The organism is Stenotrophomonas nitritireducens (assembly GCF_050984405.1).
Lineage (GTDB): Bacteria > Pseudomonadota > Gammaproteobacteria > Xanthomonadales > Xanthomonadaceae > Stenotrophomonas > Stenotrophomonas nitritireducens_B.
Genome location: NZ_CP158790.1, coordinates 279,240 through 295,716 on the forward strand (window position 1 = coordinate 279,240; position 16,477 = coordinate 295,716).

The following is a 16,477-nucleotide window of genomic DNA, read 5'->3' on the forward strand; positions in this document are numbered from 1 at the left end:
GCGACGGCCACGGCGTAAACTCCGCCGATGACCGCCCCGCCCGTTTTCCACGTACTGCTGTACCAGCCCGAGATCCCGCCCAACACCGGCAACGTGATCCGGCTCTGCGCCAACACCGGCGCCCGGCTCCACCTGATCGAACCGCTCGGCTTCGACCTCAGCGACAGGCAGCTCAAGCGGGCCGGCCTGGATTACCACGAATACGCGCGCCTGCAGGTCCACCCCGACCTGGACACGGCGCTGGCGCGCATCGCGCCCAACCGCCTGTTCGCCATGAGCACCCGCGCCAGCGTGCGCTACGACACGGTGGGATTCACCGACGGCGACGCCTTCCTGTTCGGACCGGAGACGCGCGGCCTGCCGCAGGAACTGCTCGACGCCCTGCCCGCCGGCCACCGCCTGCGCCTGCCGATGCAGCCGGACAACCGCAGCCTCAACCTGTCCAACTCGGTCGCCGTGGTCGTGTTCGAGGCCTGGCGGCAGCATGGATTTCCCGGCGGGAACTGACCTCCAGGCGCAAAGTCCGCCGGTGGATCGATGCCGTATGCTCGGCGCTCCGCGCGACCCCATGCGCCACTCACGGAAGAACGATGCTTCGAGCCATTGTTGTTGCAGCCCTGTTCGGATTGGCCGTCGTCGGCCCGGTCCATGCCTCCTCGGCGGCGCCGGCCCTGGATACCAGCAGGCCGATTGCCGCGCAGGTCCAGCGCATCCACGCCGACCTTGCCGATCACAAGACCTACAGTGAGCTGAGCCAGGGCGACCGCGCGCAGATCGTCAACGCGCTTTCGCGGATCAGCGGCAGGCTCGGCGACGACGCGGTCCTGTCCAGCCTGCACCCGACCGCGCAGGTGGAAGTCGTGAACGACCAGGAACTGGTGAACACCCTGCTCGCCAAGGCACGCGCGGACAGCCGCCTGGTGTGCCGTCGCGAGCAGCTGACCGGCAGCAACCGCACCCAGACCGTCTGCATGACCGTGGCCGAACGCGCCGCCGCGCGCGAGCGGAGCATGGAAGCCATGCGCAAGACCGGCCTGAGCCAACCCGAAAACCGGCCCTGATCCGCCGACGGGATGCTGCCACACCGCCGGGCTTGCCCCGGCGGCGACATGCGGCGTACCGCCTTGGCCCGGGTCCGGTTCTCCGGACGCCGCTATCGGTCGATATCCCACAGCCGCGTTTCCGGCATCAGCCACAACGCCAGCAGGCCGCAGATCAGCGCCATCGCAGTCGGATAGACCAGCCCGGCGAAATCGCTGTGGTAGTGGGCGCTTACCGCCGCGGTCGCGAACGGCATGAAGCCGCCGAACCAGCCGTTGCCCAGGTGATAGGGCAGGCCGATGGCGCTGTAGCGGATGCGGGTGGGGAACAGTTCCACCAGATAGGCAGAAGCCGGGCCGCAGACCAGCGCCACCGGCAACGACAGCCACCACAGCACCGCGAGCGCGGGCAGCCAGGCCAGCTCCGGCCGCACGCTGGCAGCGAGCAGGCGGAACGCCGGCAGCAGCGTCGAAGCGGCCAACAGGAAACCGGTGATGATGACCGGGCGCCGGCCCAGGCGGTCGGACAGCCAGCCGGCCAGTGGAAACAGCGGCGCCGCCAGCAGCAGCGCGACCATCATCAGCCCGCCGGCCGTGCCCACGTCCAGCCCCAGCGGCTTCTGCAGGAACACCAGCGGGAAATACTGGCCCGCGTTCCAGACCACGCCCTGCGCCGCGGTCATGGTCGCCAGCGCCAGCAGCATGGCCTTCACATGCCTGCGGTCGCCGAAGGCCTCCTTCAGCGGCGAGGCCGCCACCCGGCCCTCACGCTGCAGCTTTTCGAACGCCGGCGATTCGGCCAGGTGCAGGCGCATGTACACCGACAGCGCCAGCAGCAGCACCGAGGCCAGGAACGGCAGCCGCCAGCCCCATTGCTCGAATGCGGCCTCGCCCAGCACCCCGCGGCAGACCGTGATGGTGCCCAGCGCCAGCAGCAGTCCCAGGGTGCCGGTGCCCATCACCAGCGAGGTGTTGAGCCCGCGCCGCGCCGGCGTGGAATGCTCGGCGACGTAGGTCGCCGCGCCGCCGAACTCGCCGCCGACGGCGATGCCCTGCAACAGCCGCAACGCCACCAGCAGCACCGGCGCCAGCAGGCCGGCTGTTTCATGGGTGGGCAAGGCGCCGATGCCGACCGTGGCGATGCCCATCAGCACGATGGTGACCAGGAAGGTGCGGCGGCGGCCGATGCGATCCCCCAGGCGACCGAAGATCAGCGCACCCAGCGGCCGCACCACCCAGCCGGCACCGAACACCGCCAGGGCGGACAGCAGCCCTGCCGTCTCATGTCCCGGCGGAAAGAACTGGCGGCCGAACACCACCGCCAGCGAGCCGTACAGGAAGAAATCGAACCACTCGAACACGGTGCCGGCCACCGCCGCGGCGATGGCGCGCGCGCCCTGCCGTGGTGCGGTGCCCGCCGTCACCGTCTCAGCGCCCGCCAAGCACGAAGATCTCGTGCGCGATCGGCGCGTCCACCACCGCGCGCGTCCAGCGGATGTCGCTGACCAGCGCGCCGCCGTAGTACAGCCGCACCCGCCCCGGCTGCTGGAAGCGGGGCTGCGGCACCATGTAGAAATCGCTGTAGATGCGCTCGTGCCAGCCGCGCGGCGTGGCGAAGCCGACCTTGCGCACGGTGTGGTCGGCCTGGTCGATCCAGAACATCGTGGTGGCGCCGCCCGGATCGGCGACGCGGACCGTCCATGCCGCGCGGCCTTCCACCTGGTCGTCGGCCATGCGCGTCAACACGAAACCGTCGTCGAGCGCGAAGCGGATGATGCCGAAGCCGAAGTTCTCGCTCCATTCGCGCGAGGCCTCGGCCTGCTCCACCCTGCCCTTGTCGTTCCAGGTGTCCTTGCCGTCGTAGCTGATCTGGTACAGCGTGGCATCGCCGTTGCGCGCATCGAGCCGGAACCTGCCGTTGGCGCCGTGCGCGGCCCGGTTCCAGGCCGGGAACTCGCGCCACATCTCGTAATGCGACACCTCCCTGCGACTGGCGGCGGTGCCGTCGGCGTACAGCACGGCCGTGCCGGTCAGGTGCAGGGTGCGGGGGCGCTTCCAGCTGTCGCCGCCCGCGGCGGCGTGGGCCATCTGCACGATCCGGCGGGCATCGAGCGGTTCGTCAACGGCGCCGGCCAATGGCGACATCGCGCACAGCACGGCGAACAACGGCAACAGGATGCGCTTCATTCGGTCTCTCCCTCGTTGGATGGATGGACGGTCTGCACCACGCCCCCGGCCTGCAACGCGGCCAACCGGCCGCCATCGATGTCCAGCATTTCTTCCAGCACCTGCGCGGTGTGCTGCCCCAGCACCGGCGCCGCCTGCCCGTAGCGCAGCGGCGTGGCCGAGAACTTCAGCGGGTTGCGCACCATCGCCACGGTGCCGCCGCTGGCGTGCGGCAGTTCGATGCGCAGGCCGCGCGCCTGCACCTGTGCATCGTCGAATACCTGGTCGATGCGATTGACCGGGTTGGCCGGCACCCCCACCTGTTCCAGCGCGGCCAGCCAGTGCGCGGCCGGGCGCGTACGCAGGCGCTGCTGCAGCAGCGGCACCAGCTCGGCGCGATGCGCCACGCGCGCGGCGTTGGTCGCATAACGCGGATCGGCCGCCAGCTGCGGCTCGCCGATCACCCCGCACAAACGCGCGAACTGTGCGTCGTTGCCGACCGCCAGCATGAAATACCCGTCGGCCGCCGGCATCACCTGGTACGGCACGATGTTCGGATGCGCGGTGCCCTGCCGCTCCGGCACGACGCCGCCGACCAGCCAGTTCGAGGCCTGGTTGGCCAGCCAGGCCACCTGCGTGTCGAGCAGCGCCAGGTCGATGTGCTGGCCTTGTCCGCTGCGCTCGGCATGGCGCAGCGCGGCCAGGATCGCGGTGGCCGCGTACATGCCCGTCATCAGGTCGGTGGCGGCCACGCCTACCTTCTGCGGTCCACCGCCGGGCGCGTCGTCCGGCTCACCGGTCACGCTCATCAGGCCGCCGATGGCCTGGATCGCCGCATCGTAGCCGGCGCGCTGCGCATACGGACCGTCCTGCCCGTAACCAGTGATCGAGCAGTACACCAGCGCCGGGTTGACCGCGCGCAGGCTGGCGTAGTCCAGCCCGTATTTCGCCAGCCCGCCGACCTTGTAGTTCTCCACCAGCACCTGGCACCGCGCGGCCAGCGCGCGGATCAGCGCCTGCCCTTCCGGCAGGGTGAAATCGATGGCGACCGAACGCTTGCCGCGGTTGGCGCACAGGTAGTACGCCGACTCGGTGGTGTCGTTGCCGTCGGCATCCTCCAGGAACGGCGGCCCCCAGCCGCGGGTGTCGTCGCCCGCGCCGGGACGCTCGACCTTGATGACGTCGGCGCCGAAGTCGGCCAGCACCTGGGTCGCCCACGGCCCGGCCAGGATGCGCGACAGGTCGAGCACGCGTACGCCGTCGAGCAGGTTCATCGCGGCCACCATGCGGTGCAGGCATCGGGGATCGCCGGCTGCCAGGCCATCGCCTGCTGCAGGGCTTCGGCCAGGCCGATGAGCGTGTATTCCTCGCCGATGCCGCCGACCAGCTGCATGCCCACCGGCAGCTCGCCGGCGGCCACCGGCAACGGCAGCGACAACGCCGGATTGCCCGCCATGTTGGCGTAGGCGGTGAGGTCGGCCTGGTTGGCCGGCACCGGCGTGCCGAAGGCGAAGGCGCGCTGCGGCGCGGTCGGCATCGCCAGCACGTCGCAGCGCGCCAGCCACTGCTGCAGTTGCACCTGGGCGCGGTCCACCCGTTGTGAGGCGGCCGCCAGTTCCGCCGCGCTGCGGCCCTCGGCCCAACCCATCAGCTTCGCCAGCAGCGGCGAGAAGCGGCTGCGGTCGCCGGCCCAGTCGTCGGCGTGTTCGACCAGCAGTTCAGCCTCGCACATCAGCAGCCCGGCGCGGCGCGCGCGGCCGGACGCGAAGCCCGGCGCCGGCAGCGGCTGCAGGCCGTGGCCGAGCGCGGACAGCAGGCGCAGTCCTTCATCGAACGCGGTCTGCACGTCGCCATCGATCCCGGCGCCGTCGCCGAAATCGACCACGCCGATGCGCAGCGGCCCTTCGCGCGGCGGCGCGAACACGATGCCGCGCGACTGCGCGCAGTCCGGGTCGTAGCCGGCCATGGCCGGCAGCAGCAGGCGCAGGTCGCGCGCCGAGCGCGCCAGCGGCCCGACGTGGTCCAGCCGCCGGCACAGCGCGACGCTGCCGCGTGTGCTGACCGCGCCCCAGCTCGGCTTCAGCCCGACCACGCCGCAATAACTGGCGGGGATGCGCACCGAACCCATGGTGTCGGTGCCCAGCGCGGCGGCGCACAACCCGGCCGCCACCGCCGCGCCGCTGCCGCCGCTGGAACCGCCAGGGGTGAAGCCGGGGCGATGCGGGTTGTGGCAGGCGCCGTAGAACGGGTTGTCGTTGTCCGCGCCCAGCGCCGCTTCGTGCATGTTGAGCTTGCCGAGGACGAGCGCGCCGGCGCGGCGCAGGCCGGCCACGGCCGGGCTGTCCGCCGGCGCCGGGGCATTGCCGCGGCGCGTTTCCATGCCGGCGGTGGTGACCATGCCGACCACGTCGATGTTGTCCTTCACCGCGATGGGCAGGCCTTCCAGCGCGCGCCCGTGGCCGTCGCGGCGGCGCGCGTCCGACTCCGCCGCCGCGGCGAGCGCGGCACCGGCATCGGCATGGAGGTAGCTGTTGATGGCCGCCTGGCTGGCCTCGATCGCCGCCAGCTGCTGCGTCACCAGCTCCACGCAGCTCACCGCGCCGGAGGCCAGCAGCGCCGCCTGCGCGGTCATGTCCTGGCCAAGAAGCTGTGCGTCGGCCCTGCTCACGCGCCCGTCCTCAGCCGAACCGCTTGTCGATCAGGCGTACCGGCTTCTGCCGCACCTCGATCCCGGTCAGCGGCGCCAGCGCGCCCGGCGCGGCCAGTACCACGCCCATCTCCACGCCCAGCTTCTGCCGCAGCAGCGCGGCGAACTCGGCGGCCAGCGCCGCGTCGTCGAGCGCGCCACGGGTTTCCACGTGCACGGCGAGGTCGTCGCGGCCGGCGTCGTCGCGGCTGGCGATGCAGATGAACTCGCCGGCGAACGCGGCGTGTTCCTCCAGCACCGGCGCCATCGCCTGCGGGAACACGTTGATGCCGCGGATCTTGACCATGTTGTCGCTGCGGCCGAGGAAGCCCTCGATGCGGCGCAGGTTCAGGCCCAGCGACGACGGCGTGGTCAGCACCCGGGTCACGTCGTGGGTGTTGAAGCGGATGATCGGGTAGATGTCGTCCTTGTACAGGCAGGTGACCACCATGTCGCCGGCCTCGCCGTCGGCCACCGGCGCGCCGCTGTCCACGTCGAGGATCTCCACGTACTGCGCGTCCTCCATCAGGTACAGGCCATCCTGGTCCGGGCCCTGGCCGGCGATCGCGCCGGTGTCGCCGACACCGTACCAGTCGTACAGCTGCGCGCCGCCCCAGGCCGCCGACAGCGACTCGCGCGATTCGCGGCCAAGGTGGCCGCAGATCATGCGCACGGGAATGTCGCGGCCCGGTTCCAGGCCGTTTTCGCGCGCCACGTCGGCCAGCTTCTTGATGTAGTCGGCGAAGCCCACGATCACCGTGGCGCCCATGTTCTTCATCAGCTGCACCTGCTGCGCCGAGCGCATCTCGATGCCGGTGCCGGCCGAGCAGAACAGCGCCTGGGTGAAGTGGGTCACCGCCTCGCGCACGTAGTGGCCGCCGTTGATCATGCCGTGGCCGTAGACCGAGTGCACGACGTCGCCGGCCTGCATGCCGTGCCAGCGGTACAACCGCGCCAGCAGCAGGTTCTGCACCTCGCGCGAATGCGGCGAGAACACCAGCGGCTGCGGCCGGCCGGTGGTGCCGGAGGTGGTGTGGAACACCAGCGGCTTGTCGCCGGCGGTGGTGCCGTCGCGCCAGCCGTGGAAATCGCCCAGCGGCGGACAGGCTTCCACCGAGGCCATGATCTCGTGCTTGCCGAACACCGGCAGCTTCGTGATGTCGTCCAGGCTGCGGATGTCGCCCGGCACGATGCCGGCCCCGCCCCACAGCCGCTGGTAGAACGGGATCTGCCAGGCGCGGGCGACGCAGCGCAGGAACATGGCGTTCTGCTCGGCGCGCAGTTGCTCGCGGCTGGTGCGCCTGAACTTGTCGGTGAAGGCCTGGTCCAGCGGAAACTGGCGCAGCAGTTCCTTCACGTCGAACGATTCGAAATAGGTCGGGTGGGTCATGGCGTCTCGACGATCAGCAGGTCGACCAGCCGCCGCACATCGTCGATGTCCTGCAGCTGGTCGAAGTGGGAAATCAGGCTGGCGCGGCGCGCGGCGTCGAACGGGCGCGCGGCGTGGTCCAGGCAGTGGTGGAACTTTTCCAGTTGCTGCGCCCGCGACAGCGGGCGTTGCGGCGAACCGATGGCGGCGTCGCGGTGGCCGCGCAACACGCGGCCGTCGCGCAGGGTCAGCACCATCGATTGCGGCACCAGCGCATTGGGGTCCTCGCAATCGTTCGGCACGAGGATCACATTGCCGGCGAATGCGGCCAGGCGCGGGTCGGCGAGCCGGTCGGCGGTGTAGGCCGACAGCCCGACCCGGCCATCGAGCAGCACCGTGCCGAGCAGGAACGGCAGGCACAGCCGCGCATAGCTGGTTTCCATGCCACCCACGTACGGGCGGCCGACCAGGCGGCGTACCAGCGGCGGCGCCTGCAGCGCGACCGACGCCACGTCGTCCAGGCCCAGCGCATGCTGCTGACGCAGTTCCATCAGCATGTCCTGCGCGGCGTGCGCGGCGCCGCCGGTGGGGAAGACCTTGTGGCTGACGTCGAGGATCTGGGCCTCGCGCGCCGCCAGTTTCGCCAGGGCCGGGCCGGTATCGAAGCCGCCCTCGATCAACGGCAGGTAGCCGAAGGGTCCTTCGAGCACCTCGCGCGGCGCGGGAAATCCGTTGCGTGCCAGTTCCCAGCAGCTGAGCACCGCGCGGGCGTTGAGCGCGACCTGCAGCGCCAGCGTGGGCGAGCCTTCGACATGCGCCTGCATGGTGCCTGACAGGTGGCTGTAGGTCAGGCCGAGCATGCGCCGCTGCAGCGCTTCGTCGGCGCCGTGCAGGTGGGCGATGCCCAGGGCCGCGCCCAGCGCGCCGCACATCGCCGGGCGGAAGAAGCGCATCGGCGCGCGCGCGCTGATGCCCAGCAGGGTGGCCACGTCCACGGCGACGTTGAGCGCGGCGACCAGCGCGCGGCCATCGCTCGCCGCGCCGTCGATGTGGGCGCGCCGCTCGGCGGCGGCCACCAGCGAGGCCATGATCACCGCCATCGGATGCACCACCGCGGGCATGTGCACGCAGTCGAACTCCTGGTTGTGGATCTGGTAGCCGTTGAGCATCGCCGCGCTGGCCGCCGGCAGCATTTCGCCGGTGACCCAGGCGCGCGCGCCGCGGCCGCTGCCGTAGGCGGCGACGCTGTCGCGCACGGCGGCGGTCAGCGGCACCTGCGGGCCGGAGCCGGAAAGTCCCACCGCCAGCGAGTCCATCACGAACGTGCGCGTGGCCGCCACCGCTTCCGGGGCGAGATCCTCGTAACGCAGCGTGCGCGCGTGCCGCAGCAGGGCTTCGGTCAATCGCATGGGTCCACCCTCGCCAGCACCGTGTCCAGGCCGTCCAGACTGCCGCCGTCGGCAAGCGCCCGCACCTGTCCGAAGAGGGATTGCGCCAGCCCGGCGGATATGCCGCCCCAGCGCGCCAGCTCCACCGCCTTGGCCACGACCTCGTCGGGCTGCATGGGGCATTCCGGATCGCCCCAGGCATCGACGCGCCCGGCTTCCACGCAACGCCCGTCCTCCAGCCGCAGCCGCACGCGCGCGCCGTAATGCGCGGGGAAACGCGCGCTGGCTGCCGCATCCTCGGCCAGCACGATGCGGCCGCGCCACGCGGCCACCTCGGCGTCGCCGCAGGCCTCGGCGGTGTAGTGCGCCAGCTGTGGGCGGCCATGCACCAGCACGGAGGCGAGCGCATGCTGCAGGCTGAACTTGGCCTGCGCTTCGTCCCGCGGTTCCGGCCGGTCGCAGAAACGCAGGGCCTCGGCGTAGGTCCACAGTTCCACGCCGTCGATCCGCGCGCCGGGGGGCAGCCCTGCCATCGCGTCGCGCATCGCGTCGATCGCCGGATGCGCGTGGCGGCAGGCCGGCCAGGGTTTCAGGCTGGTGTCGTGGATCAGCCAGTCGCCGCCCCCGGCCACGACGGCGAGCGGATCGGCGTCGGGCGCGGTGGCGGCGAACAGGCCCTGCTCCCCTTCCAGGATGCGGCGCGGGCCGCGCACGCCGGCCAGCGCCAGCTTCGCCGCCAGCCAGCCGCTGCGCGCGGCCTCGGCGTTGTGCAGCGACTTGGTCGGCACCGGCTCGTGGCGCATCTGCCACAACCCGCCGGTGCGGCTGCCGGCCGTGCCCAGCGCGTCGGCCAGCGCGTCGTCGTCCAGGCGCAGGATCGAGCCCGCCGCCGCGGCCGCGCCGAAGGCGCCGGCCGTCGAGGTGGGGTGCCAGTAACGATAGTGGCCGCGCCCCAGCGCACGGCCGATGCGGATGGTGGCTTCATAGCCGCGCACCACCGCGTCGAGCAGCGCGGCGCCATCGGCGCCTTCGGCCTGCGCCGCGGCCAGCGCGACCGGAATCACCACCGGCCCCGGATGCAGGATCGCGCCGCGGTGCACGTCGTCCATCTCCAGCACGTTGCCGAGCGCGGCGTTCAGCAGCAGCGCGTCGCCGGCATCGCGCCGGCCCGCGCCGAGCGCGGCCGCGCGGCCTGGCGGCTGCGCGCGCACCAGCGGCCGCAGCTGCGCCGCAAGCGGATACCGCGACGCACCCAGCGCGCAGCCCAGCCAGTCGACCATCAGCAGCGCCGCGCGCCGGCGCGCCGGGGCGTCCACCGGTTGCCGCAGGCGCCGGGCGAGCTGTTCGGTGAGGCTGGCGGAAGAAGCGGGCATCGCGCTGCGGTTCAACTCGGCGGTGGAGGTCGGGACTGGCGCTGCTGCATGCGGGACGCAGTCTGGCGTCCGCAGCATAGCCCAAATGTCCGGACATATCATATGATCCATCTTCCGCACGCCGCAATCCTCGCCCATGCCCAGACCGCTGGATGCCGACACCTTCCTCGACCTGCTCGCGCGGGGGCCGGAGGTGTTCGCGCCGGGCTGCGCCGGCCATTCGCTGCTGTTCGAGCGCTGGCTGCGCGCGGCGCCGGAACGCTGCGCGGGCCTGCGCTTCACCGGCGTGCACATTCCCACCGTCAACACCTTCGATTTCGCCGGGCTGCACCCGCGGGCGCGGCAGCGCACGCTGTTCCTCAGCGCCGACCTGCGCGCTTCCTGGCTGGACGGACGCGTCGATTACCTGCCGATCACCTACACCGCCGCATGGCGCTGGCTGAGCGGGACGGTGTTCGACACGGTGCTGGTGCAGGTGGCGCCGCCCGACGACGACGGCAACTGCTCGTTCGGCGTGGCCTGCGACTTCACCCCGGCGGTGTGGCCGCGCGCGCGGCGCGTGCTGGCCCATATCAACCCGCGCATGCCGCGCACGCGCGGACCGTCGATTCCGCTGGCGCGCATCGACGCGGCGATCGAGCAGGACGCGCCGCTGCTGGAGGTCGCCGACCCGCCCGCCGACGCCGCGCTGGATGGCGTGGCCGCGAACGTCGCCGGGCTGGTCGAAGACGGCGCGACGCTGCAGTTGGGGCTTGGACGCCTGCAATCGAGCGTGCTGCGCGCGTTGCGCGGGCGCCGCAACCTGCGCATCCACAGCGGCATGGTTTCGGATGGCCTGCTCGGCCTGCTCGAATCCGGCGCGCTGTCGGCAGCGCCCGACGCGGTGGTGGCCGGCGTGGCGCTGGGCACGCAGGCGCTGTACGAGGCAGTGCCGCGCGTGGTCGGCTTCCGCGAGGTCGGCCATACCCACGACCACGCCGTGCTGGGCGCGATTCCACGCCTGGCCGCGATCAACAGCGCGCTGTCGGTCGACCTGCTCGGCCAGGTCAACGGCGAGTTCCTGTCCGGCCGCCAGCTCAGCGGCGTCGGCGGCCTGCCCGACTTCCTGCAGGGCGCTCGCCAATCGCCCGGCGGACGCGGCATCATTGCGCTTCCGGCCGCCACCCCGAAGGGCGAAAGCCGGATCGTGCCGGTGCTGCCCGCCGGCCCGGTCAGCGTTGCCCGCGTCGATGCCGACTGCATCGTCAGCGAACATGGCATCGCCGATCTGCGCCATCTCGACGTCCATGCCCGTGCCCGCGCGCTGATCGCCATCGCGGCGCCGGAACACCGGCAATCGTTGGAACGCAGCTGGCACGACCTCTCGCTCAGGCTATGAAAGGACCCGCACACATGACCGGTATGCGCCGCAGCAAACCCCGCTACGCCGAGCTGGGCGACCTGCTGCAGGCCGCCATCGAGAAGGGCGAATATCCCGTCGGCACGCTGCTGCCCACCGAACTGGAACTGTGCGAGCGTTTCGAGGTCAGCCGCCATACCGCGCGCGCGGCGCTGGCCCAGCTGATCGCCGCCGGCCTGGTACAGCGCCGGCCGGGCGCCGGCACGCGGGTGATCGCGCAGAGCGCGGCGATGCGCTACGAACACGAAGTGGACACCGTCGACACGCTGATGCAGTACGGCAACACCACGCGCCTGAAGATCGTCGAGACCGGGCGGCTGGTGGCCGACGCGGCGACGGCGCAACGGCTGGAGATCCGCGAGGGCAAGGAATACCTGCGCCTGCGCGGCCTGCGCCTGGAAGAGCCGGCGCGGCTGGCGGTCGCGGTGACCGAAATGCTGGTGCCGGTGCGCGCCGGCGTTCCGGCGGCCAGACTGCTGGATGCGGCCAGCACCGCGCGCACCGTGGCCAGCTTCCTCGATCCGGCGCGGCTGTCGCGCGTGGAGCAGGTGTTCGATGCGGCGTCCTTCGACGCCGACGACGCCAGGCTGCTGGAGATCCGCCGGAGCGAACCGGCGATGCGCGTGCAGCGCCGCTATCGCGATGCCGACGGCCGCCTGCTGATGCTGGCGACCAGCCTGCATCCTCCGGGCCGTTTCGCCTACTCCATGGTGCTCTCGCGCAACCACCGGCAGTAGACGGAACGCCGCGAAGGCCAGCCGGATCCGTCGTAGGAGCGGCTTCAGCCGCGAAGGTTTTTGCAGCCTTGGAAGGAAGCAGGAGCCTTCGCGGCTGAAGCCGGTCCTACGGAAGTCCGGCACGTCGTGCACGGCGCCGCGCTCAGCGCGCCAGCACGCCGGGATTCATCAGTCCCTTCGGGTCGAGCTGCGCCTTGACCGCATCCAGCAGCGCCAGCGCGGCCGGGTCGCGGCCTTCGCGGTAGCGGTAGAACTTGCCGATCTGGAAATTGACCGCGCCTTCGGCACGCATGACCCCGGCGATGGCGTGCCTGAGCGCGTCGGCCGCGGCGCGGGCCCCGGGATTGTCGTCCGGGCAGCCGATGCGGGCGCGGTGCACGGCGTCGACGGTGCGCTGGTGGAAGGCGTTGTGCGAATCCGGCCAATAGAGGCACGGCTCGATCAGCACGGCCTGCGCGCCGATGGTGGTCATCAGGGTGCCGACGAACAGGCCATGGCGCTGCATGGCGTCCTTCTCGCGCGCGAACAGCGCCTGCAGCGCGTCGAACAGGCGTACGGCCGCCGAGTGCGGGACGATGCCGTGCACCGGCGCCCAGCGTTCGCCTGAAGGCCCGAGCATCGCGTTCTTCGCCGCGAACAGGTTGGCCGCCATCACCCGGGGCACGCTGTTCTCCACCTCGTGGCCCGATCCGGCCACCGCGCGGCGCGCCGCGTCCACGCGGGCGGCGAGTTCGGCGGACGAATCGCCTTCCACGGTGACGTGCAGGCTGAACATGTGCGGATCGAGGAAGCGGCGGCCCCTGGCGGCCAGTCGGAGTCCGCCGAGCAGTCCGTCCCTGCGGATGACGTTGCCCAGCGCCTTGGCATCCGCGCCAAGGCCGGCGCGACGCATGCGTACCTGCGCCAGGCCCGGGTCGAATGCCGCCACCTCCGACGGCAGGCCGGCGCGGGCCAGCGCCGCCATCGCGCCCAGCAGCTGCGCAGGCCGTGCGAACTGCCACGACAGGTAGTCCACATGCGCGGACCTGGGCAACAACCGCAGCGTGGCGCGGGTCTTGATCCCGAGCAGGCCGCAGTCGCCGAGGAACAACCCGGTCAGGTCCGGACCGTGCCAGCGGAAGAACGGCGCGGTGCCGGCCGCCGCCGAGCCGGTACGCAGCAGCTCGCCGCGGGCCGTGGCCACCTCCAGCCCCAGCACCGACTCGGCGGAACTACCGTGGCGGCCGGAGCCGTGGAACGTACTGCCCTGCGCCAGCGCGCCGCCGACGGTGGCGTGCGAGCCGGACATCGGGCCGAAGTACGGCGTGCGCACGCCGCGCGCGTCCAGCGCCTGGCGCAGGCGTTCCCAGGTGACGCCCGCCTCGACCACGACGTAGGCGTCCTCGACGTTGATCTCGACGATGCGGTCCAACCCGCCGGTATCCACCAGCACGCTCGGCTGGCGCGCGGCCAGATAGCCGCCGGTGTAGCTCATGCCGCCACCGCGCGGCACCACCGCGATGCCGGCCTCGACCAGCGTACCGACCGCCTCGGCCAGTTGGCCGGCGTCGGTGGGGCGCAGCGCCGCCAGCAGCGGCTGTCCCTGCGCATGCACGTCGGTGGCGAGGTAGGCCAGGTGCGCGGGGTCGGTGATCAACCCCGCGCCGGGCGGCAATCGCGGTGCGACGGCCTGCAGGAGCGTCTCATGCAGGCCGTCCATCGCTTCAGAACGCGTTGATGCCGGTCAGCTCGCGGCCGATCACCAGCTGGTGCACGGTCTCGGTGCCTTCGTACGTGATCACCGACTCCAGGTTCAGCGCATGGCGGATGGCGCCGTGCTCGGTGGTGATGCCGGCGCCACCGAGCAGGTCGCGGCACTCGCGGGCGATGTCGATGGCCAGGCGGCAGTTGTTCCACTTGGCCAGCGACACCTGCTGCGGCTGCATCTGCCCGGCGTCCTTCAGGCGCCCCAGCTGCAGCACCAGCAGCTGCCCGGCGGTGATGCGGCGGGCCATGTCGGCCATCTTGATCTGCGCGCTCTGGGTCGCCGCGACCGGGCGCCCGAACAGGATGCGTTCCTTGGTGTAGGCCAGCACTTCGTCCAGGCAGGCGATGGCGGCGCCCAGCGGGCCCCAGGTGATGCCGTAGCGGGCCTGGGTCAGGCAGCCCAGCGGGCCCTTCAGGCCCTTCACGTTGGGCAGGCGGTTGGCGTCGGGCACGCGCACGTTGTCGAAGAACAGCGCGCCGGTCACCGAGGCGCGCAGGCTCATCTTGTGCTTGATCTCCTGGGCGGTGAAGCCCGGCGTGCCCTTTTCGATCACGAAGCCCTGCACGCCCTCGTCGGTGTTGGCCCAGACGATGGCGATGTCGGCCACCGAGCCGTTGGTGATCCACATCTTGGAACCGTTGATGACCCAGTCGCCGCCGTCCTTCACCGCGCGGGTCTTCATGCTGGCCGGATCCGAGCCGCCGTGCGCCTCGGTCAGGCCGAAGCAGCCGATGACCTTGCCGCGCGCCATGTCCGGCAGCCAGCGCATGCGCTGCTCTTCCGAGCCGTAGGCGTAGATGGGGTACATGCACAGCGAGCTCTGCACCGAGACGAAGCTGCGCAGGCCCGAATCGCCGCGTTCCAGTTCCTGGCAGATCAGGCCGTAGCTGACGCCGTTGAGGCCGGCGCCGCCGTACTGCTCCGGCAGCGAGCTGCCCAGCAGGCCCATGTCGGCGATCTCCGGGATCAGTTCGGTCGGGAAGCGGCCCTGGTCGAAGCAGTCGCCGATGATCGGCAGCACGCGCTCGTCGGTGAAGCGGGCGACGGAGTCCTGCACGGCACGCTCTTCCTCGCTCAGCAGCGAACGCACATCGAACAGGTCGTAGGGGTTGAGGGTCTTCAAAGTCATTGCTGTCTCGAAAAGCTGCCGTCACGGCCGGGAAGGTGAACGAATAAGGTAGTCCATTCAGGCCGAAAGGATTGCTGCGGCCGCACGTTCGCCGGCCCTGACCGCCGCTTCCATGCCCGGGGCCTGCAGTTCGGTCTGTTCGCCGGCGAAGTGGATCCGGCCGGAAACCGCCGCGTTCCACCGCAGGGTGGAGGCGAAACGGCCAGGGGCGATTTCCGAATAGGCGCCGTGGGCCAGCGGGTCGCTGCCCCAGCTGCGGGTCTCCAGCGGCCGCAGCGCGCCGCGCGCGGCCGGCCGCAGCCGCTCCAGCGCGGCGATCGCCCAGGCCAGGCGCGCATCGCGCTCCAGCCGGTCGGCCTGGTGCGCCGCCGCGCCGTTGAGCCACAGGACCAGGCGGTCCTCCCCGGCCGTGGCGCCGGGGACCGCGAACAGGCGCTGCAGCGGGCCGTCGCCCCACAGCGACAGCGGCAGGCCGTCCTGCTCCCAGAAGCGGCGGGTCGCGCGCAGGTGAACGGTGGTGACCGCGTTGTAGCGGCGGTCGGCCCACACCTGGCGTTGCGCCGGCGGCGGCGCCGGATCGATGGCGATGCGGGCGAGCGGGCCGCTGGGCAGCGCCATCACCAGGTGCGGCGCGTCGAAACGCCGGCCGTCGGCGCAGCGGACCTCCACGCCATGCGGCGTGCCGTCCACCCGCACCACCCGCGCGCCCAGCACCGGCGGACGCGCCAAGTGCGCGGCCATCGCTTCCGGCAGCGCCTGGCTACCGCCCCGCACCCAGCCGGTTCCCTGCGCGCCGAAGCGGCGCAGCGCATCGCGGCGCAGCGCGTCCAGCGCGCTGATCGCATGCACCGAGGAAAAACTGCTGCCGATGTCCATCCACGCGATCGCCTGCGGCGACCATCCCTTGCCGGCCAGGTAGTCCGACAGGGGAATGTCCAGCGCCGCGTTGTCCGGGTCCTGCCAGCCGGCCACCGACGCCAGCCCCGCCGCGCCCAGCGCGGCCGGCAGCAGCAACGGCGGCAGCAGCCCACGCTCCCTGCCCTGCAGGACGTTGTGCCGGCTGCTTTCCCATTCCGTGGCGCGGACGAGATCATCGCCGAATGCCAACCCCAGGTCGGCCGGGCGCGGCAGCGCCACCGACGGCGGCACGATGTCCACGCCGACCCGCTGCGCGTGCGCGCGCACCCGCGCGTAGCCGGTGCCGACCTCGACCCCGCCCACCTCGAAGCGCAGGCCGTCACGCTCCACGGTATGCAGGCGGCCGCCGACGCGCGGGTTCGCTTCCAGCACGGTGACGCGCGCGCCGCCGGCTTCCAGCGCATGCGCGGCGGCGAGCCCGGACAGGCCGCCGCCCACCACGATCGCGTCGGCGGTGCCGGCGGCCGCGACCGCCGGCCGCAGCGCCGCCAGAGTGGCCGCCCCCATCGCTCCGCCCAGAAGTTC

At 71.9% G+C, this 16,477-nt stretch carries 14 protein-coding genes; 4 read left to right on the forward strand and 10 right to left on the reverse strand.

Annotated features, from left to right (window positions below):
* Positions 1-27 precede the first annotated feature (27 nt).
* Positions 28-507 (forward strand): tRNA (cytidine(34)-2'-O)-methyltransferase, encoded by a 480-nt coding sequence (locus ABTV91_RS01240; RefSeq protein ID WP_433852835.1) that lies wholly within the window; start codon positions 28-30, stop codon positions 505-507.
* Positions 508-590: 83 nt separating this feature from the next.
* Positions 591-1,061: a hypothetical protein gene (locus ABTV91_RS01245; RefSeq protein WP_433852836.1), complete on the forward strand. Its 471-nt coding sequence runs from the start codon at positions 591-593 to the stop codon at positions 1,059-1,061.
* A 92-nt stretch (positions 1,062-1,153) separates the two neighbouring features.
* Here the strand turns inward: ABTV91_RS01245 and ABTV91_RS01250 are convergent, their stop codons facing one another.
* Genes ABTV91_RS01250 through ABTV91_RS01280 form a run of 7 tightly spaced genes read right to left on the reverse strand, consistent with a single transcriptional unit; the run spans position 1,154 to position 10,022 of the window.
* Positions 1,154-2,482 (reverse strand): MFS transporter, encoded by a 1,329-nt coding sequence (locus ABTV91_RS01250; RefSeq protein ID WP_433852837.1) that lies wholly within the window; start codon positions 2,480-2,482, stop codon positions 1,154-1,156.
* Positions 2,469-3,227, reverse strand: a complete 759-nt coding sequence (locus ABTV91_RS01255; RefSeq protein WP_433852838.1) for a hypothetical protein — start codon at positions 3,225-3,227, stop codon at positions 2,469-2,471. The genes ABTV91_RS01250 and ABTV91_RS01255 overlap by 14 nt, the downstream gene beginning before the upstream one ends.
* Complete coding sequence (locus ABTV91_RS01260) at positions 3,224-4,480, reverse strand: CaiB/BaiF CoA transferase family protein (RefSeq protein ID WP_433852839.1); 1,257 nt, start codon at positions 4,478-4,480, stop codon at positions 3,224-3,226. Before ABTV91_RS01260 ends, ABTV91_RS01255 begins: the two co-directional genes overlap by 4 nt.
* The gene (locus ABTV91_RS01265) at positions 4,477-5,874 is read right to left on the reverse strand and encodes an amidase (RefSeq protein WP_433852840.1); all 1,398 of its coding nucleotides are present in this window, start codon (positions 5,872-5,874) and stop codon (positions 4,477-4,479) included. The genes ABTV91_RS01260 and ABTV91_RS01265 overlap by 4 nt, the downstream gene beginning before the upstream one ends.
* Positions 5,875-5,884: 10 nt before the next feature.
* Positions 5,885-7,282, reverse strand: a complete 1,398-nt coding sequence (locus ABTV91_RS01270; RefSeq protein ID WP_433852841.1) for a phenylacetate--CoA ligase family protein — start codon at positions 7,280-7,282, stop codon at positions 5,885-5,887.
* Positions 7,279-8,670: an MmgE/PrpD family protein gene (locus ABTV91_RS01275; RefSeq protein WP_433852842.1), complete on the reverse strand. Its 1,392-nt coding sequence runs from the start codon at positions 8,668-8,670 to the stop codon at positions 7,279-7,281. The genes ABTV91_RS01270 and ABTV91_RS01275 overlap by 4 nt, the downstream gene beginning before the upstream one ends.
* Entirely contained in the window at positions 8,661-10,022 is a 1,362-nt protein-coding gene (locus ABTV91_RS01280; RefSeq protein ID WP_433852843.1) for an MmgE/PrpD family protein, read from the reverse strand. The genes ABTV91_RS01275 and ABTV91_RS01280 overlap by 10 nt, the downstream gene beginning before the upstream one ends.
* 136 nt (positions 10,023-10,158) lie before the next feature.
* Between ABTV91_RS01280 and ABTV91_RS01285 the strand changes: the two genes are divergently transcribed.
* A complete protein-coding gene (locus ABTV91_RS01285) occupies positions 10,159-11,400 on the forward strand; it encodes an acetyl-CoA hydrolase/transferase family protein (RefSeq protein WP_433852844.1) in 1,242 nt (413 codons plus the stop codon).
* Positions 11,401-11,414: 14 nt separating this feature from the next.
* Positions 11,415-12,158, forward strand: coding sequence for a GntR family transcriptional regulator (locus ABTV91_RS01290; protein WP_433852845.1), 744 nt, complete (start codon positions 11,415-11,417; stop codon positions 12,156-12,158).
* Positions 12,159-12,300: 142 nt separating this feature from the next.
* Here ABTV91_RS01290 and ABTV91_RS01295 read toward each other — a convergent pair whose 3' ends face one another.
* Genes ABTV91_RS01295 through ABTV91_RS01305 form a run of 3 tightly spaced genes read right to left on the reverse strand, consistent with a single transcriptional unit; the run spans position 12,301 to position 16,459 of the window.
* Positions 12,301-13,857 (reverse strand): FAD-binding oxidoreductase, encoded by a 1,557-nt coding sequence (locus tag ABTV91_RS01295; protein WP_433852846.1) that lies wholly within the window; start codon positions 13,855-13,857, stop codon positions 12,301-12,303.
* 4 nt (positions 13,858-13,861) lie between these two features.
* Positions 13,862-15,034 carry an acyl-CoA dehydrogenase family protein gene (locus tag ABTV91_RS01300; RefSeq protein ID WP_433852847.1) on the reverse strand — a complete coding sequence of 391 codons (1,173 nt, stop codon included), beginning with the start codon at positions 15,032-15,034 and terminating at the stop codon, positions 13,862-13,864.
* A gap of 57 nt (positions 15,035-15,091) precedes the next feature.
* On the reverse strand, positions 15,092-16,459 hold the full coding sequence (locus ABTV91_RS01305; RefSeq protein ID WP_433852848.1) for a flavin monoamine oxidase family protein: 1,368 nt from the start codon (positions 16,457-16,459) through the stop codon (positions 15,092-15,094).
* Between the last annotated feature and the right edge of the window lie 18 nt (positions 16,460-16,477).